21 protein-coding genes and 1 riboswitch are annotated in these 20,097 nt (G+C 43.4%); of the genes, 6 read left to right on the forward strand and 15 right to left on the reverse strand.

Annotated elements, in window-relative coordinates; genetic code table 11:
- Positions 1–8: 8 nt before the first annotated feature.
- From Q0E08_RS00605 to Q0E08_RS00635, 7 genes are all read right to left on the reverse strand, one after another.
- Positions 9–452 carry a single-stranded DNA-binding protein gene (locus Q0E08_RS00605; RefSeq protein WP_177663121.1) on the reverse strand — a complete coding sequence of 148 codons (444 nt, stop codon included), beginning with the start codon at positions 450–452 and terminating at the stop codon, positions 9–11.
- Positions 453–466: 14 nt separating this feature from the next.
- Complete coding sequence (gene rpsF, locus Q0E08_RS00610; RefSeq protein ID WP_177663123.1) at positions 467–757, reverse strand: 30S ribosomal protein S6; 291 nt, start codon at positions 755–757, stop codon at positions 467–469.
- A 221-nt stretch (positions 758–978) separates the two neighbouring features.
- Positions 979–1,155: a DUF4250 domain-containing protein gene (locus tag Q0E08_RS00615; protein ID WP_294775000.1), complete on the reverse strand. Its 177-nt coding sequence runs from the start codon at positions 1,153–1,155 to the stop codon at positions 979–981.
- A 24-nt stretch (positions 1,156–1,179) separates the two neighbouring features.
- Positions 1,180–1,986 carry an ABC transporter ATP-binding protein gene (locus Q0E08_RS00620; protein ID WP_294775003.1) on the reverse strand — a complete coding sequence of 269 codons (807 nt, stop codon included), beginning with the start codon at positions 1,984–1,986 and terminating at the stop codon, positions 1,180–1,182.
- Entirely contained in the window at positions 1,979–2,887 is a 909-nt protein-coding gene (locus Q0E08_RS00625) for an ABC transporter permease (RefSeq protein WP_294775005.1), read from the reverse strand. Before Q0E08_RS00625 ends, Q0E08_RS00620 begins: the two co-directional genes overlap by 8 nt.
- 329 nt (positions 2,888–3,216) lie before the next feature.
- On the reverse strand, positions 3,217–4,257 hold the full coding sequence (locus Q0E08_RS00630) for an ABC transporter substrate-binding protein (RefSeq protein WP_294775008.1): 1,041 nt from the start codon (positions 4,255–4,257) through the stop codon (positions 3,217–3,219).
- Positions 4,258–4,547: 290 nt separating this feature from the next.
- A complete protein-coding gene (locus Q0E08_RS00635; protein ID WP_294775011.1) occupies positions 4,548–5,480 on the reverse strand; it encodes a CehA/McbA family metallohydrolase in 933 nt (310 codons plus the stop codon).
- Positions 5,481–5,583: 103 nt separating this feature from the next.
- Here Q0E08_RS00635 and Q0E08_RS00640 point away from each other — a divergent pair, with 103 nt between their 5' ends.
- Positions 5,584–6,480, forward strand: a complete 897-nt coding sequence (locus Q0E08_RS00640; protein WP_294775014.1) for a phosphatidylinositol-specific phospholipase C domain-containing protein — start codon at positions 5,584–5,586, stop codon at positions 6,478–6,480.
- Positions 6,481–6,833: 353 nt separating this feature from the next.
- Here Q0E08_RS00640 and Q0E08_RS00645 read toward each other — a convergent pair whose 3' ends face one another.
- The 5 genes from Q0E08_RS00645 to Q0E08_RS00665 all read right to left on the reverse strand — a co-directional run bounded on the left by Q0E08_RS00645 (position 6,834) and on the right by Q0E08_RS00665 (position 12,961).
- The gene (locus Q0E08_RS00645) at positions 6,834–8,450 is read right to left on the reverse strand and encodes a CTP synthase (protein ID WP_294775017.1); all 1,617 of its coding nucleotides are present in this window, start codon (positions 8,448–8,450) and stop codon (positions 6,834–6,836) included.
- 100 nt (positions 8,451–8,550) lie between these two features.
- Complete coding sequence (locus Q0E08_RS00650; RefSeq protein WP_294775020.1) at positions 8,551–10,005, reverse strand: DUF1846 domain-containing protein; 1,455 nt, start codon at positions 10,003–10,005, stop codon at positions 8,551–8,553.
- A 493-nt stretch (positions 10,006–10,498) separates the two neighbouring features.
- A complete protein-coding gene (locus Q0E08_RS00655; protein WP_294775022.1) occupies positions 10,499–11,113 on the reverse strand; it encodes an ECF transporter S component in 615 nt (204 codons plus the stop codon).
- Positions 11,114–11,228: 115 nt separating this feature from the next.
- Positions 11,229–11,348: riboswitch (FMN riboswitch) on the reverse strand.
- Positions 11,349–11,411: 63 nt separating this feature from the next.
- Positions 11,412–12,134, reverse strand: coding sequence for a 16S rRNA (uracil(1498)-N(3))-methyltransferase (locus Q0E08_RS00660; RefSeq protein ID WP_294775025.1), 723 nt, complete (start codon positions 12,132–12,134; stop codon positions 11,412–11,414).
- An 8-nt stretch (positions 12,135–12,142) separates the two neighbouring features.
- Positions 12,143–12,961: a DNA-3-methyladenine glycosylase gene (locus Q0E08_RS00665; RefSeq protein ID WP_294775026.1), complete on the reverse strand. Its 819-nt coding sequence runs from the start codon at positions 12,959–12,961 to the stop codon at positions 12,143–12,145.
- A gap of 404 nt (positions 12,962–13,365) precedes the next feature.
- On the opposite strand from Q0E08_RS00665, the gene Q0E08_RS00670 reads away from it, so the two are divergent.
- The 5 genes from Q0E08_RS00670 (at position 13,366) to trxA (ending at position 16,407) form a co-directional block, all read left to right on the forward strand.
- Positions 13,366–13,641, forward strand: coding sequence for a hypothetical protein (locus Q0E08_RS00670; protein WP_294775029.1), 276 nt, complete (start codon positions 13,366–13,368; stop codon positions 13,639–13,641).
- An 89-nt stretch (positions 13,642–13,730) separates the two neighbouring features.
- Positions 13,731–14,441, forward strand: coding sequence for a spore cortex-lytic enzyme (gene sleB, locus Q0E08_RS00675; protein ID WP_294775031.1), 711 nt, complete (start codon positions 13,731–13,733; stop codon positions 14,439–14,441).
- Positions 14,442–14,741: 300 nt separating this feature from the next.
- Positions 14,742–15,701, forward strand: a complete 960-nt coding sequence (locus Q0E08_RS00680; protein ID WP_294775034.1) for an L-lactate dehydrogenase — start codon at positions 14,742–14,744, stop codon at positions 15,699–15,701.
- A gap of 146 nt (positions 15,702–15,847) precedes the next feature.
- Positions 15,848–16,090, forward strand: coding sequence for a hypothetical protein (locus tag Q0E08_RS00685; protein WP_294775037.1), 243 nt, complete (start codon positions 15,848–15,850; stop codon positions 16,088–16,090).
- 11 nt (positions 16,091–16,101) lie between these two features.
- The gene (gene trxA / locus Q0E08_RS00690) at positions 16,102–16,407 is read left to right on the forward strand and encodes a thioredoxin (RefSeq protein WP_294775040.1); all 306 of its coding nucleotides are present in this window, start codon (positions 16,102–16,104) and stop codon (positions 16,405–16,407) included.
- Positions 16,408–16,468: 61 nt separating this feature from the next.
- Here trxA and Q0E08_RS00695 read toward each other — a convergent pair whose 3' ends face one another.
- From Q0E08_RS00695 to Q0E08_RS00705, 3 genes are all read right to left on the reverse strand, one after another.
- The gene (locus tag Q0E08_RS00695) at positions 16,469–17,692 is read right to left on the reverse strand and encodes a permease (RefSeq protein ID WP_294775043.1); all 1,224 of its coding nucleotides are present in this window, start codon (positions 17,690–17,692) and stop codon (positions 16,469–16,471) included.
- Positions 17,693–17,785: 93 nt separating this feature from the next.
- Positions 17,786–19,390, reverse strand: a complete 1,605-nt coding sequence (locus Q0E08_RS00700; RefSeq protein WP_294775045.1) for an FAD-dependent oxidoreductase — start codon at positions 19,388–19,390, stop codon at positions 17,786–17,788.
- A gap of 13 nt (positions 19,391–19,403) precedes the next feature.
- Positions 19,404–20,081 carry a 4Fe-4S dicluster domain-containing protein gene (locus tag Q0E08_RS00705; protein WP_294775048.1) on the reverse strand — a complete coding sequence of 226 codons (678 nt, stop codon included), beginning with the start codon at positions 20,079–20,081 and terminating at the stop codon, positions 19,404–19,406.
- Positions 20,082–20,097: the final 16 nt, after the last annotated feature.

Consider the following 20,097-nt stretch of genomic DNA (forward strand, 5'->3'; position numbering starts at 1 on the left):
ATAAGATGTTAGAACGGAAGGTCATCATCATCGTCAACGATTTCTTCAAAATCGCTGTTGTCTGCGCTTGCATAAGACGGTGCAGGCTCGTTGAAACCGCCATTTACGGCAGGTGCGCCTGTGTTCGACTCATTCTTTGAGCCGCAGAATGATACGTTGTTTGCAACAACCTCGACCTGTTTTCTTTGGTTACCGCTTTTGTCTGTATAGCTGCTTGTTTGGATTGAACCTTCAACAGCTATCATTGAACCTTTGTGGAAATATCTGCTGATAAATTCCGCAGTTTGACGCCATGCAACACAGTCGATGAAATCTGCCTGTCTGTCTTGTCCGGAGCGTTGATAATTTCTATCGCACGCAACCTGAAAACGGATAACAGAAACACCGCTCGGAGTTGTACGGAGTTCAGGTTCAAAGGTAAGTCTACCCATAAGGGCTACCATATTAATCATAGTATGCCTCCTAATTATTCGCCTTTAGCGACGATAAGTGAGCGAAGTACACCGTCTGTAATGTTGATTACACGGTCAAGCTCAGCAGGGAAAGACTCTTCTGATGAGAAGTTGATAAGAACATAGTAACCGTCAGCTTCGTAGTTGATTGGATAAGCAAGCTTCTTCTTGCCCCATTCCTCTACTTCGCCGAGAGTGCCATTCTTAGAGATGAGGTCAGTGAACTTTGTCTTGAGAGCGTTTACTGCCTCTTCTCCCTTTGAAAGAGAGAAAACCATTACGATTTCGTAGTCTTTTAATGCCATTCTTCAGCACCTCCTTTTGGACTTTGGCGTATTATCCATACGCAAGGATATTTACTTGCATTAAGACATACTGCAAGTGTTAGTATTATAGCAGTTGGCAAGCAAGATGTCAAGGATTTTTTTAAATGAGTATCGTACGAATCCCTTTTAACCCCTCAGTCGCACATAAAGTGCGACAGCTCCCCTTGATAACATAACAAGGGGAGCCTTAATAGATTAGATTATTTAAATGAATTTGTGTTTTCGTCGTATTCAAAGCCTGCGGCTGAGAGGGTGGAGATAATCTCGTCCTTATTCTCGTCCATATCATTGCAAAAAACGTCAAGCGACGAATAGCTGTCACGCAGTTTCATATTTATCATACTTAAAAGTATAAACGGGTCTTTTGGTAATGCCATAATGTTCGCCTTAACAAATTTTATTTATTCTTCCGCTTCGGAAAGGAGGATTTTATCGTCCTCTAATTCTTCGCCCGATGTGAGTTTGAACTTTGCAAGAAGGTCGGCTGTGGTGAGTTTCTTCTTTTCCTCGCCCTGAACATCATAGATGATTTTACCGTCATTCATCATAACAAGGCGGTTACCGATATTGATAGCGTCCTTCATATTATGAGTAATCATAATTGTTGTAAGATGATTTTCTTCAACGATTTTTTCTGTCAAATCAAGCACCTTTTTTGCAGTTTTTGGGTCAAGTGCGGCTGTATGCTCGTCAAGAAGCAAAAGCTTTGGTTTGCGAAGCGTTGCCATAAGAAGTGTAACAGCCTGACGCTGACCGCCCGAAAGCAAGCCTACCTTTGAAGTAAGTCTGTCTTCAAGACCGAGGTCGAGGTGTTTGAGCACTTCCTTATAATGCTCTTTTTCCTTACGCTTTACGCCTGCACCGAGGCCTCTGCGGCTGCCTCTTCTTGAAGCAAGTGCAAGGTTTTCGATAATCTGCATATTAGCGGCAGTACCTGTCATAGGGTCCTGGAAAACTCTGCCGATATATTTTGCTCTTTTATGCTCCGGAAGTTTTGTAACATCAACGCCGTCAATAACGATTGAGCCGCAATCAACAGGATAAACACCTGCTATCATATTGAGCATTGTTGATTTGCCGGCACCGTTGCCGCCGATTACGGTAACAAAATCGCCCTCGTTGAGAGTTAAATCAATGCCGTTGAGAGCCTTTTTTTCATTAATAGTGCCCGGGTTAAAGGTTTTATGCACATTTTTAATTTCAAGCATTTTCTTTAACCTCCTTTTTTGCAGTCTTAATATGAGTTTCTTGGTATCTGCCCTTGATGTAAGGAATACCGAGGAATACGGCAACTACTGCGGCTGTGAGGAGCTTGAGGTCGTCCGTATTAAGACCGAGGCTGATAACAAACTGCATAACAATGTAATAGATGATACCGCCGATTGCAACGGACAAAAGTTTGAGCGCAAAGTTTTTGAAAATCTTGCCGAAAAGAACTTCGCCGATAATAACGGCGGCAAGACCGATAACGATTGCACCTCTGCCCATATTGATGTCGGCATAGCCCTGATATTGAGCAAGAAGTCCGCCTGCAAGTGCAACCAAACCGTTTGAAAGCACAAGTGCGATAATTTTTGTTGAATTGATATTGATACCGTTTGCACGAGCCATATCCATATTTGTACCGGTTGCACGGATTGCGTGGCCGATTTCCGTTCCGAAAAACCAATAAAGAATTGCAATGATGACCAAAACAAAGATTGTGGCAACAATGAGTGCCTGATTAAGCTTTGTCATTGAGCAAATAAGATCATATTTGTAGCCGGACACAGGCTGATTTGCCTTGCCCAAAATACGCAAGTTAATTGAATACAATGCAAGCTGGGTCAAAATACCTGCCAAAATAGGCGGAATACCGAAAGCCGTGTTGAGTATACCCGTTACAAGTCCTGCCAAGCAGCCTGCAACAAAGGCAATAAGAAGTGCAACATAAACATTGCAACCTGCCATAAGCGACATTGTCATAGCGGCGCCGCCTGTTGCCAAAGTTCCGTCAACGGTAAGGTCGGCAAAGTCAAGCACTCTGAATGTGATATACACACCGATTGCCATAATGCCCCATATAAGTCCCTGACCGACAGCACCCGGCAGAGCGTTTAAGAATCCCATAAATTCTACCTCATTTCTCGGGCTTCTAAACAAAAGCCCAAAATTATCAATTATACTTCATCATTATACTTTAAAGCGTTGAATTAGTCAACTGTTAATTTGCACATAAAAGATTGTATTTGCGTTATTGATGTACCGTAGGGGCGAACTGTGTTCGCCTGCGGAAATACGGGAAGATGATATCTTCCCCTACGATATATTAATACCTTTTAACCCCTCAGTCGCACATAATCATAGGTTAATTCCTTTTATCCCCTCAGTCGCACATAAAGTGCGACAGCTCCCCTTACAAGTAAGAGGAGCCTGATTGGTTTTATTAATTTATTTGCTTATTCCTCTGTGGTTGCTTCGGCTGTTGTAGCTTCTTCGTAACCGTCAGGAATGTTTGCCTTAAACTTCTTAGCCTGTTCTGAATTGTACTTGTATGTAAGACCGTCTGTTTGCTGAATGTTCATTGTTGCAGGGTCTTTGCCGTTTACAAGAATGTCATATGCCATTTGAGCTGTTGTTTCACCGAGTGCATAGTAAGAAATAGAAAGTGTTGCTACGGCTCTGGTGTTTGTAAAGATACCCTCTTCACCTGCAATAATAGGAACATTTGCATTTGAGCAAGCATCATCAATTACCGCACCGTTTGAAGCTGCTGTGTTGTCGGTTGGAATGTAGACTACATCAACCTCTGAAGCGGCTTTCTTTGCAACTGCCGAAATATCGTTTGAGTCGGAGAAAGCAAAATATTCGCAAGTAACGCCCTTTGCTTCAAGTGCCTTTTTAACACCGTCTGCCTGTGGCTTTGAATTTGTTTCTGCCGAGCAGAAGATTACGCCGACTTTCTTTGTTTCAGGGAAAAGATCCATAATCTGGTCTGCCTGCTTGTCGAGCGGTGCAAGGTCGCTTGTGCCGGTTACATTGATGCCTGTTGCGTCTGTCGGGCCCATATCAATGTCGAGTGCAGCCGCATAATCGGTTACGGATGTTCCGACAACAGGTGTTTTTGAGGCAGCTGTTGCTGTCGTGCAAGCCTGAAGTGCCGGTGTTGCGTTTGCCATAATCAAATCATAGCCCGATGAAACGAACTTGTTTGCGATTGTTGTGCAGTTTGCGGAATCGTTTGAAGCATTTTGATAATCAAACTCAAATGTAATTCCGTCTGCCTCGCCAAGCTCCTTGAGTTTGTCCTCAAATCCCTTGGTTGCCGCATCAAGTGCAGTGTGCTGAACAAGCTGGCAAATACCGATTTTGTAAGATGTTTTTTTGTTGGATGTTTGAGCGTCGTCACCGTTTGAAGCGGCTGAACAACCTGCAAACATACCGCCGACCATTGCTACGGAAAGAGCAACTGCCGCAATTTTTTTTGCAAATTTTTTCATTGATAATCTCTCCTATCAAGTATTTTTTATTTGTGTTCAGTTTAGCACCTAAAAGCGTTAAAGTCAACGGGATTTTAGATATTTGCAATGAAACATTTTTGCCCAATTTCAATTATCAATAAAAATTTGTAATGCGAGTCATAAAAAATATTCGTAGGGGCGAACTGTGTCCGCCTGCGGTAATTGCGGTAAGTGCGGGAAGTACGGGAAGATGATATCTTCCCCTACGATATACATTATAAATAATGACGGCTCCCCTTACGATAAGGAGAGCCATAATTGAATATTTATTATGCCGTGTAAATCGGGGAGGTTACGGCGAGGAGCTTTTTCACTCCGTCAACCTTGCCCCAGAGTTCGGCACGGTACCATTGATTGCTTTTGAGATTGATATGTATATGTCGCTCGGACACGGCAGTTTCCATAATACAGGCACCGCCGTTTGTAATGAGTTTGATTGTTTGGTATTCGAGTTCTTCACCGCCTGAATTCTTTTCTCTTGAATGAAGGTCGGTGAAAAAGCTGAAAACAGCACCGCCTTTTTTGAGCGTTTCACCGATAGTGTAAGTTGTGCCTTTTTGATGAACACGGAAGAACATTTTGGCACCCGTTGAAGCAACGGTTTTGCCCATACGCAATGCCTTCAAGGCATTGTGCTGATTAATTTCTCCGTCTATATCAAGATATGTACAGCCGAAATGACCTGTGTTTTCGTCATTTTTCAAATCCTTGCCGTAGGTACACGCAATGTGATAACCCTTGTCAAGCAAAGCCGTCCACATAGCAAGTGCCTTATCGTTTTCGGAATTCTCAAAGGTAAAAGCACCGTGCCAAATTTCCACAAAATCCACATTTCTCGGATTGCGAAGATTATACTTCCACTCCGAACCGTCGGCAAACGGATGAGCAATGCCCACAACTGCACCGCCCTCTTTGAGTGCTTCTATCCTGCTGTCGATGTTTTCGGTTGTTATATCCGCAAAATCGGGAGCAAAATTCACTCCGAGAGCAAGCAAGTTGCCGTTTGGCGTTGCACATTCCACACCTTTAATTGACGGAATAACCCCGTCATTAAGCTCGGCAAAACCGTCCGTTGTATTTTTATCCGTCAATGCAATCAAGGCAAGATGGTCGTTTGTCGCCCTTTGCAAAATTTCGCCTACGGAAAACTTTCCCTCGCCGTTTTTGCTGTTGCAATGAAGTTCGCATGGTAAATAACTCATATGTTTCATCCCTTAAATAAATATATACTATTATAACATTATGACAAGCAATATTCTATTGCTAAACTTTAACAAATATTATATACTATTATTGGTGATAAGTATGAAAATTAATCTCAAAAAATGGATGGCAGACTTTGCCGACGACGAAAACCTCTTTAAAATGACAATTCCCGGCAGTCACGACTGCGTTACGCAGTATGTGCAGTTTCCCCGTCATTTTCAAACGCAAAATCAAAACATATACGAGCAGCTGAACATCGGCATTCGTGCACTTGACATCAGAGTTGAAAGCAAAGACGAAAGGCTGAAAATGGTGCACGGAGTTGTAAAGGCATTTTGCACGCCAAATCATTTCGGCAGACAAATGGACCTTGAAGATGTGCTCAATCACTGCTACAACTTCTTGAACGAAAACCCGAGCGAAACAATTATTTTTCAGTTTAAAAACGACAGCAACAGCGAAAACGAAAAATGCTTTGACAACTTGTTTTACACCTACATAAAGGGCAACGAAGAAAAATGGTACACTCAAAACCGCATACCTACCCTCGGCGAAGCAAGGGGCAAAATCGTGCTTATCCGTAGGTGCAAAATGGATATGCAAAACAAAGATTTTACCGATGACAACACGGGCATTGATTTTTCACGCTGGGTGGAACAGAGAACGGCAGAGCCGCACGCACTTACGCTTGAAACAAAAAGCAAAGACAACGCCGTTTTTATTGTTCAGGACAGATTCAAATACAAACCCGTTGAGCGTTGGAACGAGTGCCTAAAACCGTTTTTAGACAGTATGGCGGAATTTGACGGCAGATATATAATTGACTACACATCAACCGCCGGCGGATTAAAAGGTCCGAGAAAAAATGCAAAAATCATCAACACATTTTTTATGAGCTATCCGCTTGGCAAAGCAAAATATTACGGAACAATCTACCTTGATTTTCCTTATCCGGAACTTACACGCAAAATCATTGAACACAATTACAAAGATTAATTATTGACAAAAATAAATAATACGGATATAATAAAAATGAACAAGGAGCAGTCCGATAGACGGTCAGCCCTTAGTTATGATTAAGTAATCGCCCTAAGTTTGTTAGGCTGTGTGGGCGGTTACTTATTTTTTATAAGAATAATAAGTAATAAAACTACAGTAAGATACAATATTATCATTTCCATAGCATCACCCCCTAACATAAAATTAGAGGGCATTGCCCTCTTTATATCAGAGAGCTAACCGCCTACCGTTTTTCGTGACAAATCTCCTTGCCCGAAAACATTATAAATTAAACACAAGAATATGTCAAACAAAAATCCTTACGGTTACATACCGTAAGGATTTTTTGCTTATTTGTTCAATAAATGCTCGCAAGCGGCTGTTACAAAACCACGGAAAAGCGGATGCGGTTTGTTTGGGCGGGACTTAAATTCGGGATGGAACTGACCTGCAACAAACCACGGGTGATCCGGAATTTCTATCATTTCAACAATATGATTGTTTGGACTTGTGCCGGCAAAAATCATACCGTGGCTGAGAAGTGCCTCGCGATAATCGTTGTTAACCTCATATCTGTGGCGGTGACGCTCCCAAATTTCATCTGCACCGTAAAGTTCGTATGATTTTGACTCCGGATTGAGCACACAAGGATATTTGCCGAGGCGAAGTGTACCGCCGAGGTCGGTCAAATTTTTCTTTTCAGGCAAAATATCGATAACCGGGTATCTTGTATCGGGATTGATTTCAGCCGAGTTTGCACCCTCAAGACCCAAAACATTTCTTGCAAATTCGATAATTGCGATTTGCATACCGAGGCAAATACCGAGATACGGAATTTTGTGAGTTCTTGCGTAATTGCAGGCAAGAATTTTGCCCTCGATACCACGACTGCCGAAGCCGCCCGGAACAAGAATACCGTCAACATCCCTGAACACTTCGTCAAGGTCTACGCCGTCTGCTTCAAGGCTTTCGGAATCAATCCAATTAATATCAACAGCACTTCTTGTGGCAATACCGCCGTGCTTAAGTGCCTCGTTTACGCTGATGTACGAATCGTGAAGTTCAACATATTTGCCGACCATAGCGATTTTTACGGTTTGCTTTGGATTGCGAAGTGCAAAAAGCATATCCTCCCAATCGCTCAAATCCTGATTTGGTGCGTCAATGCCAAGCTTACGCAAAACAACTTCGTCCATTTTTTGCTCTTTGAGCATCATAGGAACGGCATAAAGAATATCGCAGTTGTTGTTTTCGATAACGCAATCCGGACCGACATTGCAGAAAAGGGAAATTTTACGCTTAATATCCTCAGACAACGGATGTTCGGTTCTGCACACAATAATATCCGGCTGAATACCGATGGACAGCATCTCTTTAACCGAGTGCTGAGTAGGCTTGCTCTTCAACTCGTCCGAAGCGGCAAGATAAGGCACAAGCGTTACATGAATAAACACACAGTTTTCTCTGCCGTAATCCGTTGCAAACTGACGGATAGCCTCCAAAAACGGCTGACTTTCAATATCGCCGATAGTGCCGCCGATTTCAACAAGGCAAATATCCGCACCCGTTTCTTCATTGCGGCGGATGTATTTTTTTATTTCATTTGTAATATGCGGAATAATCTGAATTGTCTGTCCGCCGTAAACGCCCTTTCTCTCGTCCGAAATAACCTTCCAGTAAACTCTGCCCGAGGTGAGGTTTGAATTTTGAGTAAGGCTTTCGTCAATAAATCTTTCGTAGTGACCGAGGTCAAGGTCGGTTTCCGCACCGTCGTCGGTAACAAAAACCTCGCCGTGCTGAACGGGGTTCATAGTGCCCGGGTCAACATTAAGGTACGGGTCAAGCTTTTGTGCCGTAACCTTTAAGCCTCTTGATTTAAGAAGTCTGCCGAGGGATGCCGCAGTTATCCCTTTACCGAGTCCCGATACAACACCGCCGGTGATGAATATGTACTTTGGTTTTTTCATTTATATGTCCTCCTAAATTAGTTTTGATATAACAAAAGACGGCAATACACCCTTGGGGTGTACAACCGTCATTGATTGTTGTGCGACCCCTTGTATATAATTACCTGTCGTTACAAGTGAGTCTGATACCAAGCTCCTTGAGCATTTTTTCGTCAACGGAAGAAAGCATAACAGAACAATGCATTTCGCTGTACTTCAATTTGTCAAGCTGTGCAAGAGCCTTTTTGGCATTTTCGTCCGTTACTGCCGATATTGCAAGGGCAATAAGAATTTCGTTGATGTGAAGCTGTGGATTTTTTGCACCTAAGTGCTGTGTTTTAAGATTTTCTATAGGCTTGATAACCTCAGGGTCGATAAGAGTAATATCATCAATCCCTGCAAGAGATTTGAGTGCATTGAGAAGCGTTGCGCTTGCACAACCCATAATAACCGAAGTTTTGCCCGTGATAATCTTGCCGTCGGGAAGTTCAACAGCCGCAGCGGGTGCACCTGTTTTTTCCGACAATTCCTCCGCAAACTTAACGCATTTTCTGTCGTTTACATCAAGGAGAGCGTTGTTGAGAAGAAGTTCAAGTTTGTATATTTCGCTGTCATTCTTTGCACCACGCTTTTTGTTACGCTTTGCATTGAAGTATCTGCGGATAATCTCATTATTCGACGCTTCGCAAACCGCATCATTATCAATAATACAGTTGCCTGCCATATTTACGCCCATATCCGTAGGTGACTTGTACGGGCACTTGCCGTAAATCTTGTCAAATGTTGCTTTAAGAACCGGGAAGATTTCCACATCACGGTTATAGTTAACCGTGGTTTTGCCGTAGGCTTCAAGGTGCCACGGGTCAATCATATTGACATCGTTTAGGTCGGCGGTTGCGGCTTCGTATGCAATGTTAACCGGGTGATTGAGCGGAATGTTCCAAATCGGAAAAGTTTCAAACTTTGCATAGCCGGCTTTAACTCCACGCTTGTTTTCGTGGTAAAGTTGTGAAAGGCAGGTTGCCATTTTTCCGCTGCCCGGACCCGGTGCTGTGATGACTACAAGCTCTCTTTCGGTTTCGATATAATCATTTTTGCCGTAGCCGTCATCCGACACGATTTTTGAAATATTATTCGGATAGCCGTCAATAAGATAGTGATGGTACGACTTAATTCCTGCTTCTTTAAGTTTTTCTTCAAAAGCCAAAACCTTTGGAGTTGCGGTATATTTTGTAAGGCAAACCGAGCCGACAAACAAGCCCTTGTTTTCAAAGGCATCAATAAGGCGGAACACATCAACATCGTATGTAATGCCGAGGTCGCCTCTGATTTTATTCTTTTCAATATCTTCTGCGCTGATTACAACAACAACCTCTGCTTCATCTTTTAGCTGAAGAAGCATTTGGAGCTTGCTGTCGGGCAAAAATCCCGGCAAAACTCTGCTTGCGTGATAATCGTCAAACAATTTGCCGCCAAACTCAAGATAAAGTTTGCCGCCGAACTCCGCAATGCGTTCCTTAATTCTGCTTGACTGCATAGACAGATATTTGTCATTATCAAATCCGATTTTATACATCCTTATATTGTCCCCTCTTACGAACATTTAAAAAAAGAAAAGACAGATGCACAAAACACCTGTCTGTACTTACCTATTATAAAGTATGGAGAGGAACTTTTCAATAGGTAAAAATAAAATTTATGAAAAATTTTATTTTAAGACTGTCGATAAAGCTCCTGAAGCACGCCAAAATATAATCCAACCGAATTATGCCTCCCTTTAAATGTAAGGGGAGGTGGCAACACGAAGTGTTGACGGTGGGGTTTTAAAAATGTTGTCAGTATCAAACTTACAACATTTTTGGCGTTTTCCGTTTTTTGCAAATAAGCAAATATAAGGCTTCCAAAAAATCCGTGGATTTTTTGGAAAGAGGAAAAACATATGTAGTATACTTACAAAACTTTGTTTTGTTCTATACGGAATATGTTTTGACGAGGTACAGCTCCCACTCGCAAGAAAACGAAATTCAGAACCTTTCTCAACAGCCCACAAAAATAAATCTTATAAATTTTTATTTTGTTTTACCTTTTAAAAACGGTCTGAGCGGTTTGTAAATAAGGGCAGAAATTGCAACGCTGATTAATCCCTTGATAAATGTAAACGGCACATTGTAAATCAAAATTGCCATTTCAATGCTGTTAACCTTGAAAAGTGCCTGATAAACACCGAGCACCGCCTCTTTTGGCATAAAGTTGTAATAAAACGGATAAACAACAAAGAGGTTTGACGGATAGCTGACAGCAGCCATAATGAGTGCACCGATTACGCCGCCCAAAATTGCACTTTTCTTTGTCTTGTGTTTTTGATAAATCAAGCCTGCCGTGAGGGTGAAGACCGCACCCAAAATGAAGTTTGACAATTCGCCGACATATCCGCTTTTGCTGACTGCAAGGTGGATAACATTTTTGATAAGCTCAATGAGCACACCTGCTACGGGACCGTAGGCAAACGCACCAAGGAGAGCCGGCAAATCCGAAAAATCAAGTGCAATGAAATTTACCGGACTCGGAATTTCAAGATATTGCAAAGCCGTTGCCGCCGCCGCAAGCACGCCGCAACCTACAATAAGGTGGGTTTTGTTCGGTTTTGATGATGAATTTTGTTTGATAATGTTTTCTTTTGACATAGTCATTCCTTTCCTGCCCGGGTCGGCATAAGAAAAACCCTAACATAAACCATGTTAGGGCGAAAGACAAATCCGTTACCTGCACACTCATCGGATGTGCAAAATGTATTAAGATTTTATATTTCTTTCATCCGGACTTTAACCGTCGGTTTCGGAATTGCACCGAATCAGCTGTCTGCGACAGGTCGTGGACTGTACCACCGGTGAGGAATTGCACCTCGCCCCGAAATATTTGTATATATAATAATACTAATTATATGTGTTGTCAATAGGTAATATTTACATTATTGCGGTTTTCTTATTCCAAATTACCCGTGAGGAGCATAATTGCCGTGAGAGCCGCAACAGGTGCGGTTTGCGTGCGAAGAATTCGTTTGCCGAGAGTTGCACGAACTCCGCCCGAAGCTTCGATTTGCTCAACCTCCTCCTGTTCAAATCCGCCCTCGGGGCCGATAAAAACACTCACGCTTTCGGTATCGGGCTTAACAATGTCGGCAAGTTTTTCGCCGCCGCCCTCATAAAACACAATTTTTACATCGCTTTCATCTTCGGCAATTGCCTGACGGAGCGTTTTCATATTTTCGATTTTAGGCACAATTCCTCTGCCGCTTTGCTGTGCGGCTTCAAGTGCTATTTTTTGATAACGCTGATTTTTTTTGCCTGCCGCCTTGTCATCGGGGCGTGAAACGCAACGCTTTGTAAGGGTCGGCACAATTTCGCATACGCCGAGTTCCACGCATTTTTGGATAATATCCTCCATTTTACTGCTTTTCGGCACGCCCTGATAAATCGTCACCCTGCAACTCGGTTCGCTCTCGCACGCCTGCTTGTAGCAAACCTTGAGCACAACCTCGTCCTTTGTAATTTCTTCGATTTGACAGCCGTAATCATCTCCGCCGCCGTCGGTAACGCAAATAACATCGCCGACCCTCATACGCAGAGATTTTGCAATATGCCTTGCACTTTCGCCGTCAAGTATAATTTTTTCTTCATTTATATTTTCAACAAACAGCTTTTGCATTTTTCACCTCATAAATTTTGTCTTGCCCAGTAAAACAAGTATTGCTGTGCTATGCCCTCAATGCCGTCAAAACATTCGGGCAGTCCGTCGGGATAAAACTTCATAACCCGTTTCATCCACACATCAAGCGGAAAACAGGAATAAAACCGCATACCGAAAAGCAGGGCACAGTTTGCCACCTTTTCGCCCACTCCGTAAATTTTGAGCAGTTCTTTTTTTGCTTCTGCAAGCGGAAGTGATTTTATGTAATCCAAATCTATCTCGCCGTTTGCAACATTTTTTGAGAGTTTTTCAAGATACTTTGCACGATAGCCCGTGCCGAGTGCTTCAAAATCCTCAACGCTCAACTTGCTCAGTCGTTCTGCACTCGGGAACGAATACCAACCGTCTGCAACCTCATCACCGTAAGCCTTGCAAAGCCGTGAAATTATCAGCTTTATCCTTTTTATATTATTCTGCTGACTGATGACAAACGAACACAGTGCTTCCCAGCTGTCCTGATTGAGTATGCGAATACCGTAGTATTCATCAATCGTGGAAGCAAGGAGCTTATCCTCTTTAAGTCTGTTGCAAATACCGTCATAATCTTTGTTCAAATCAAAATAATCAACCCAAAATGAATTAAATGTATCCTCATCGGTATCATAAAAAATAAGAGAGTCGTCCTCTTTTGCGATATGCAAAAAATGACCGCCGGCAACTCCGCAATACGAACCGTCCTCAAGACGCTCCCATCTGAACGCCTGACCGCAATCAAGAGTTAAATCGAGGTCAAGGCAGGTGACATTGTTTACAACTATATTATTTTCGGTAACGGTATAATTCATTTTGTAACCTCAAAAAACTTTCTGTAATATCAAGATTATAACATTTTTTTGTCAAGACCGAAAGTAAAAAACAGCAAATTATACAAAATTTTTAAAAAATATTTTTTGTTGAAAACTATGTGTAAAATGTTGAAAGATATGTATATTTTTAGTTTTCAACACCCTAAAAGTGCTTAAATATAGCGTTTTGGGGGTAAGTTTTACACCTTTTCCACATAGTTTTCCACATTTTAAACATCGGTGGAATAATACGAAATGTTTACCGAAACGAGTTGTCAAGAGAAAAAAACTGTTAAAAATGTAGAAATTGAACACCCTTGTTTATGTATAAAATTTGGGCAATATTCAAACACTATTTGTATAATTCAGTGCCGAAAATTTGGCACACAAAAAGGAAGATGCCTATGCTCAAAGGAGTTAACAAGCAAATACTCGAAATAACAAATCCCGACTCGCCGTATTTTGAAAAAATCATATTTTTTGTGCGACCCTCATCACAAAATACAGACAGCAAAAAGCTACACAAAGAAGCGGAAAAAATCTCGACCTCGACCGCCGTCAAACCGCCGAGGCAAAAACTTGATGTCAAAAAAACGCTTGCTCTTGCAGGCTACTCGGCAATGACGATAATGTCGGGCGTGGGAATAACATTTTTGCTTGACCGCTTAAACATTATATAAATATTTTCGGGAGGATGATATCCTCCCCTACGATACAATGATTTTGCGGGAGGATGGTATCCTCCCCTACGAAATATACGGAGGATTATATGAAAAACAAGGTAATCAAAAACATTGTAAGTTTTGCACTTGCACTTGCGATAATTTTCGGTGTAGGCGGTGCAGGGCTTCTCGTCTACGACACATTCATTAAAGAAACAAGCGTTTATGCGTTGTCAAAGCTCGGTTCAAGCGGAAATGAAGTGAAGAAAATCCAACAAAAACTTCAGTCGCTCGGATATTACAACGGCTCGATTGACGGAATTTACGGCTCGGCAACGAAAAAAGCCGTAACGGCATTTCAAAAAAACTGCGGACTGACGGCTGACGGAATTTGCGGCAAAACAACACTGCTTTATCTCGGACTCGGCGGAAGCTCATCGGGCGGCAGTTCAAACGGTGCGTATTCAAGTGCCGATGTTGAATTGCTTGCAAAAGTGATTTCAGCCGAAGCAAGGGGCGAAAGCTACGAGGGGCAGGTTGCCGTGGGGGCGGTAATTCTCAACAGAGTTGCACACCCGTCGTTTCCCGATACATTATCGGGAGTGGTGTACCAAAAGGGTGCGTTTTCGTGCGTAAACGACAGCAACTGGTACCAACCGGTTGCCGAATCAAGCAAGCGTGCCGCAACGGACGCACTCAACGGCTGGGACCCGTCGGGCGGTGCAATATACTACTTCAACGCAAACAAAACCAACGACAAATTTATGCACTCCAGAACCGTAATCAAGGAAATAGGCAATCACAGATTTTGCATTTAAAGGCTTGAAATTTTACGGGTCAAAATTATGTAAAAAACGGATATTTAAAACATAGGCTGTTGAGAAAGGTTCTGAATTTCGTTTTCTTGCGAAGGAAGATGTACAATGGTACCTCGACTGAGCAAAAAACGAAAAACGCCAAAAGTGGTGCAAACTCGATGTTTGCGGCACTTTTACAATCCCTCCGAGTGCGATAAATCGCACCCACCTCCCTTTACACAAGGGAGGCATTAAGCGGTTAGTTTATTTTATTGGCGTGGTTCAGGAGCTTTATCGACAGTCTGGTAAGAGGGTGACAATATGACAAATTCAGACGCAAGAAAAGTTGCGGTAATCGGTTGCGGCTTTGTGGGCAGTGCGTGTGCGTTTGCACTTATGGAAAGCGGACTTTTCAGCGAAATTGTTTTGCTTGACGCAAACACAGACAGAGCCGAGGGCGAGGCACTCGACATCAGCCACGGTCTGCCTTTTTCTAAGCCTATGCAGATTTACGCAGGCACATACGACGACATAAGCGACGCATCAATCATTATCATAACGGCAGGAACGGGGCAAAAAGAGGGCGAAACCAGACTTGATTTGGTGCACAGAAATGTGGGCATTTACAAATCAATCATTCCGCAAATCGCAGGGCGAAACTTCAAAGGCATATTGCTGATAGTATCAAACCCCGTGGATATTTTGACCTATACGGCACTTAAGTTGTCGGGTTTGCCGTCAAACAGAGTGTTCGGCTCCGGCACGGTGCTTGACACGGCAAGGCTTAAATATCTGCTCGGCGAACACCTCGGAGTTGACCCGAGAAGCGTGCACGCATTTATTTTGGGCGAACACGGCGACAGCGAAATTGCGGCATTCAGCAGTGCAAATGTATCGGGTATTCCGCTGAAACAGTTTTGTGCCGACAACTGCGGCGACATCTGCCACACAGACAAAATGAAAGAAATTGCCGAAGATGTAAAAAATTCGGCATACGAAATCATCAAAAAGAAAAACGCCACCTACTACGGCATTGCGATGAGTGTAAGACGCATATGCGAGGCGGTGGTGCTTGACCAAAAATCGATTTTGCCCGTATCGTGCATACAGACGGGGCAACACGGAATATCAAATGTTGCACTGAGTATGCCTGCCGTTGTGGGCGAAAACGGTGTTGAAAAAAATGTAAAAATATCCCTCAACGCGGAAGAGGAAACGGCGGTAAAAAAATCTGCCGAAATGCTCAAAGACATCATAAGCGAGCTTGATTTGGATTATTAAAACAAAATTCATTTTCTTTTTCTTGACATTATTCGACTTTTGAATTAGAGTAAAGGTAGAATACAGAAAGGAAATTTGCTTTTTTCGGCTTTGCGGGAAGATGGTATCTTCACCTACAAATACAGCCGATATGCAATCCAAACAATATGGCATTTAATCCGATGGCATTGCTTCAAATCAAGGAAAAGGCAGAGGGTTTCAACTCTCGCCACCCAAAGCTTGCAATGTTTTTCAAGGATGTAGGCGGCAGGATAGACACAGGCGCTGTGCTTGAACTTTCGGTCACCACACCCGACGGCAACAAAATACGCACAAATTTCAGAGTGTGTGAGGAAGACAAGGAATTCCTTGCCATGCTCACATCACTTGCAGGACAAAACAAACAGTAGGAGGGATAGTTATGACTGTTGATGTAACGGCAGAAAATTTTGATGAAGAAGTGCTCAATTACAACGGCAAGGTGCTTGTTGACTTTTGGGCAGAATGGTGCGGACCGTGTATGATGCTCGGGCCGATTATAGAAGAAGTTTCGGAAGAGGTTGACGATGTAAAATTTTGCAAGGTCAACTGCGATGTGGCAAGAGATGTTGCACTTCAATTCGGCATTATGACTATTCCAAACCTTATCGTGTTTGAAAACGGCGAGCAGGTCAACCAATCAATCGGCTACATCGAAAAAGAAGATGTGCTCAATTTGATTAAATAAACAGACAAACAAAAAAGGCGACACATTCGGTAACAAGAATGTGCCGTCTTTAATTTTTTACTCAGCAAAACATAATAATCAGTTTTGAAGCCACAACAACGCTGATGAGGGCAACGGGATAGGTTGCCGCATAAGCGGAAGCAACATCCTCTGTGCCGGCAACGCTGATGAGTGTGCCGAGTGCCGGTGTACTTGTCATACCGCCGGTGATAGAGCCAAGGTTGTTGAGAAGCGGCATTTTGAGCACAAATTTTGCAAACACATAGCCGATAACCATAGGCACGAGTGTAAGCAACGCACCGTAAAGGAAGTAAATCGGTTCAAAATACTGCACAAACTTTGCACCGCCCGAAACGCCCGCACCGATGAGGAACATCATAAGTCCGAGTTCTCTTGATGTGCGAAGTACCGACTGTTCCGGCATAATGCTGATTTTACCTATTCTGCCGAAGTGGCCGAACACAAGGGCAACCAAAATGCAACCGCCCGTTGTGGTGAGCGAAAAGCCCTTGACCTTGATTGAGCCAAGCATAACGCCCAAAATTGCCGCAAGCGAAAACGGAGTAAATCCGAGTTCGTCAAGCAAAATAAGTTTTTTGTCATCTTTCTTTTTTGACGATTCGCTTGCCTCAACCGAGATTTTTTTGAGTTCCTCTGCCATATCCGCCTTTGTGATTTTCGGAATAATCTGAACGAAAAGAACAACGCCGATAACACCGAAAAGGTAAGCTATTGCATAGCCTGCCGATACGGCATCCTCATAGTGAGCGCCCATTTCGGCAACCGCCTCTTTTGAAGCGGAAAACGCCGGGGTTGAAGTTAACGCACCCGCAAACAAGCCGACCATTGTTGACTTGAAAGTTTCGTGGTCAACAGATGTGAACTTGCCGCCGATGAACACGCAAAGTGCACACATAATCGAAGCGGAGGCAATGATCACAATGCCCAAAAGCACATAGGACTTAAAGTTCTTTTTCATATTTCTGAAAAACTTTGGCCCTGCGATGAAGCCGACCGAAGTGACAAAGAAAATAAGCCCGAGATTTTCTACAATTTTAAGTGCTTCTTTGGTAAACGAAACCGCTTCGTCGCCAACCAAAAGCTGGTCATCAAGAACAGGGAACAAAAACGCACCGAACAGCAGGGCAACAATGAACACACCTGCCGTGCCGAGATTTACTCCCTTAATGGTAATTCTGCCGAGAGTGTAGCCAACTGCCGCAATAGCCAGCACACTAAAGGTTAAAAACGCTACGCCCGTAACGGACACAATACCGAAATCCATAATTTCTCCTTAAATAACAAAGTGTGCCATTTGACACACCGTATAAACAGGCTCTCCTAAAAGCAAACAAGGAGAGCCTTATTAGATTAATACTTATTTATCATTTACCTTGCGGGTATAATCAGGGAGAAGCTTTGGTGAAACGGTTGTTGTTTCGATGCCTGCGTCCTTGATTTCTGCTTCAAAGCTGTCAACATGCGAAAGAGTGAGGTCTGCAACATCAACACTCTTTGACTTCTCGGAAGCGTGTTTACCTGCATTTCTGCCGAATACGATAACATCAAGAAGTGAGTTACCCATAAGTCGGTTTCTGCCGTGGATACCGCCGACAGCCTCGCCGGCAACATAGAGGTTTTCAACCTCTGTCATGCCGTCAGCCTTGATGTCAAGACCGCCGTTTTGATAGTGAAGTGTAGGATAAACGAGAATAGGCTCTTTGCGAATATCAATTCCGTACTTGCCGAACATTCTCATCATGGCAGGAATTCTCTTTTCGATTGTGCCCTCGCCGCCCTTGAGTTCAATCATAGGGGTATCGAGCCAAACGCCCACGCCGTCATCTGTGTGAACACCGTTGCCGTTTGTTGAGCACTCACGAATGATAGAAGCCGCAGAAACATCACGGGTTTCAAGCGGGTGCATAAATACTTCGCCGTTTACATTGACAAGTTTTGCACCGAGAGAACGAACTTTTTCGGTTACAAGAGCACCGAAAATCTGCTCAGGATAAGCCGCACCCGTTGGGTGATACTGGAGTGTGTCGGCATAAAGAAGCTTTGCACCTGCACGGTAGCCGAGGATAAGTCCGTCGGCTGTTGCACCGTAGTGGTTTGAAGTTGGGAAGCCCTGATAGTGAAGTCTGCCTGCACCGCCTGTTGCTATAATGACAGTCTTTGCCTTTGCAATGAGGATTTCCTCTGTTTCCATATTAACAAGAACAGCACCGGCAACCTTGCCCTCTGTGTCCTTGATAAGTTCAATAGCCGCCGTAAAGTCAACGATAGGGATTTGTCTGTTTTGAACTTCGTCACGGAGAGTTCTCATAATTTCCGCACCCGAATAGTCCTTTGCGGCGTGCATTCTCTTGCGTGATGTACCGCCGCCGTGGGTGGTAATCATTGTGCCGTCAGGTGCTTTGTCAAACTCAACACCGAGGTCGTTAAGCCATTGAATAGCCTCGGGAGCATCGTTTACAAGTTTGTAAAGAAGTTCCGGCTTTGCGGCAAAGTGACCGCCGCCGAAAGCGTCAATATAGTGCTGTGCCGGGGAGTCGTTCTCCTTGTCGGCAGCCTGAATACCGCCCTCTGCCATCATTGTGTTGGCATCGCCGATACGGAGCTTTGTAACTATCATACAAGAAGCGCCGTTGTTGTCTGCCTCGATTGCAGCCGATGCACCTGCACCGCCGCCGCCGATGATAAGAACATCAACATCATAATCAACCTTGTTAAGGTCAATATCCTTTGTGTTGATTCTGCTGTGAGCCTGAAGCAAATCCGCAAGCTCAAGAGGCACTTTTTCGCCTTTATTCGGACCGATTTGAAGTGTTGCAAATTGGTCCTGCTTATAGTCAGGGTGATAGGTTGCAAGGAGGGTGTCCTTTTCCTCGGCTGTCATACGGCGAGGTTCAAGTGCGGCGTTTTCCGCTCTGTTTGCCGCAACCTTTTTCATAGATTCCTGCATTTCTTTGTTGTACATTTCGGTCGCCTCCTTACTTTTCTATCTCTCTGTTATTGTAGAGTTCTTTCATTTCTTCAATCGGCTTTTGCATAAGATTTTGGAGAAGCTCCTCAAATGTGCCGTCCTTGATTTCCTGAACTCTGTTTGTCAAGTGCTTGCTTTCCGGAGCAAGATACTTGCCGTTGATTCTTCTTGCCAAAAGTGCAACCTGCGGATGAGAAATACCGGCAGGGCAACGGGATGAGCAAACACCGCACATAACGCAGTCAAAGCTCTCCTCTGCACACTTTTCAAACTCGCCACGCTGTGCATATGCAATGTACTGCATAACATTGAGCCCCTGTGTGCACGCATTTGTGCAGGCATTACAGCCTACGCAAGCGTAAATTTCGGGATAAAGCTGCATCATAATAGTTTCGTTTGTGCTGATTTTTTCAATATCATAAGGTTCTTTTACAAGAGGGAAGAACGGCAATGTTGCAATGTACATACCCTCCTCAACCTGTGTTTGACAAGCAAGGCAAGCCTTTAAATCCTTATCGCCCGCAACTCTGTAAATTGTTGCACAGGCACCGCAAAAGCCGTTGCGACAGCCGCAGCCTCTTTTGAGCTGATAGCCGGCATATTCCATTGCTTTCATAATTGTTAAATTTGACGGCACGGAATATTTCTTGCCGAACAAATATATATTAACCATATTATTTTCCATAATCCAATATCCTCCC

The organism is uncultured Eubacterium sp. (genome assembly GCF_934561735.1).
Lineage (GTDB): Bacteria > Bacillota > Clostridia > Oscillospirales > Acutalibacteraceae > Eubacterium_R.

Excerpts from the sequence above, each read along its gene's own strand:
- Q0E08_RS00680 (WP_294775034.1), top strand. The coding sequence starts at position 14,742 with ATGACAAATTCAGACGCAAGAAAAGTTGCGGTAATCGGTTGCGGCTTT.
- Q0E08_RS00615 (WP_294775000.1), bottom strand. The coding sequence starts at position 1,155 with ATGGCATTACCAAAAGACCCGTTTATACTTTTAAGTATGATAAATATG.
- Q0E08_RS00700 (WP_294775045.1), bottom strand. The coding sequence starts at position 19,390 with ATGTACAACAAAGAAATGCAGGAATCTATGAAAAAGGTTGCGGCAAAC.
- trxA (WP_294775040.1), top strand. The coding sequence starts at position 16,102 with ATGACTGTTGATGTAACGGCAGAAAATTTTGATGAAGAAGTGCTCAAT.
- Q0E08_RS00625 (WP_294775005.1), bottom strand. The coding sequence starts at position 2,887 with ATGGGATTCTTAAACGCTCTGCCGGGTGCTGTCGGTCAGGGACTTATA.
- Q0E08_RS00660 (WP_294775025.1), bottom strand. The coding sequence starts at position 12,134 with ATGCAAAAGCTGTTTGTTGAAAATATAAATGAAGAAAAAATTATACTT.
- Q0E08_RS00630 (WP_294775008.1), bottom strand. The coding sequence starts at position 4,257 with ATGAAAAAATTTGCAAAAAAAATTGCGGCAGTTGCTCTTTCCGTAGCA.
- sleB (WP_294775031.1), top strand. The coding sequence starts at position 13,731 with ATGAAAAACAAGGTAATCAAAAACATTGTAAGTTTTGCACTTGCACTT.
- Q0E08_RS00645 (WP_294775017.1), bottom strand. The coding sequence starts at position 8,450 with ATGAAAAAACCAAAGTACATATTCATCACCGGCGGTGTTGTATCGGGA.
- Q0E08_RS00640 (WP_294775014.1), top strand. The coding sequence starts at position 5,584 with ATGAAAATTAATCTCAAAAAATGGATGGCAGACTTTGCCGACGACGAA.
- Q0E08_RS00685 (WP_294775037.1), top strand. The coding sequence starts at position 15,848 with ATGGCATTTAATCCGATGGCATTGCTTCAAATCAAGGAAAAGGCAGAG.
- Q0E08_RS00655 (WP_294775022.1), bottom strand. The coding sequence starts at position 11,113 with ATGTCAAAAGAAAACATTATCAAACAAAATTCATCATCAAAACCGAAC.
- Q0E08_RS00665 (WP_294775026.1), bottom strand. The coding sequence starts at position 12,961 with ATGAATTATACCGTTACCGAAAATAATATAGTTGTAAACAATGTCACC.
- Q0E08_RS00705 (WP_294775048.1), bottom strand. The coding sequence starts at position 20,081 with ATGGAAAATAATATGGTTAATATATATTTGTTCGGCAAGAAATATTCC.
- rpsF (WP_177663123.1), bottom strand. The coding sequence starts at position 757 with ATGGCATTAAAAGACTACGAAATCGTAATGGTTTTCTCTCTTTCAAAG.
- Q0E08_RS00695 (WP_294775043.1), bottom strand. The coding sequence starts at position 17,692 with ATGGATTTCGGTATTGTGTCCGTTACGGGCGTAGCGTTTTTAACCTTT.
- Q0E08_RS00605 (WP_177663121.1), bottom strand. The coding sequence starts at position 452 with ATGATTAATATGGTAGCCCTTATGGGTAGACTTACCTTTGAACCTGAA.
- Q0E08_RS00650 (WP_294775020.1), bottom strand. The coding sequence starts at position 10,005 with ATGTATAAAATCGGATTTGATAATGACAAATATCTGTCTATGCAGTCA.
- Q0E08_RS00635 (WP_294775011.1), bottom strand. The coding sequence starts at position 5,480 with ATGAGTTATTTACCATGCGAACTTCATTGCAACAGCAAAAACGGCGAG.
- Q0E08_RS00670 (WP_294775029.1), top strand. The coding sequence starts at position 13,366 with ATGCTCAAAGGAGTTAACAAGCAAATACTCGAAATAACAAATCCCGAC.
- Q0E08_RS00620 (WP_294775003.1), bottom strand. The coding sequence starts at position 1,986 with ATGCTTGAAATTAAAAATGTGCATAAAACCTTTAACCCGGGCACTATT.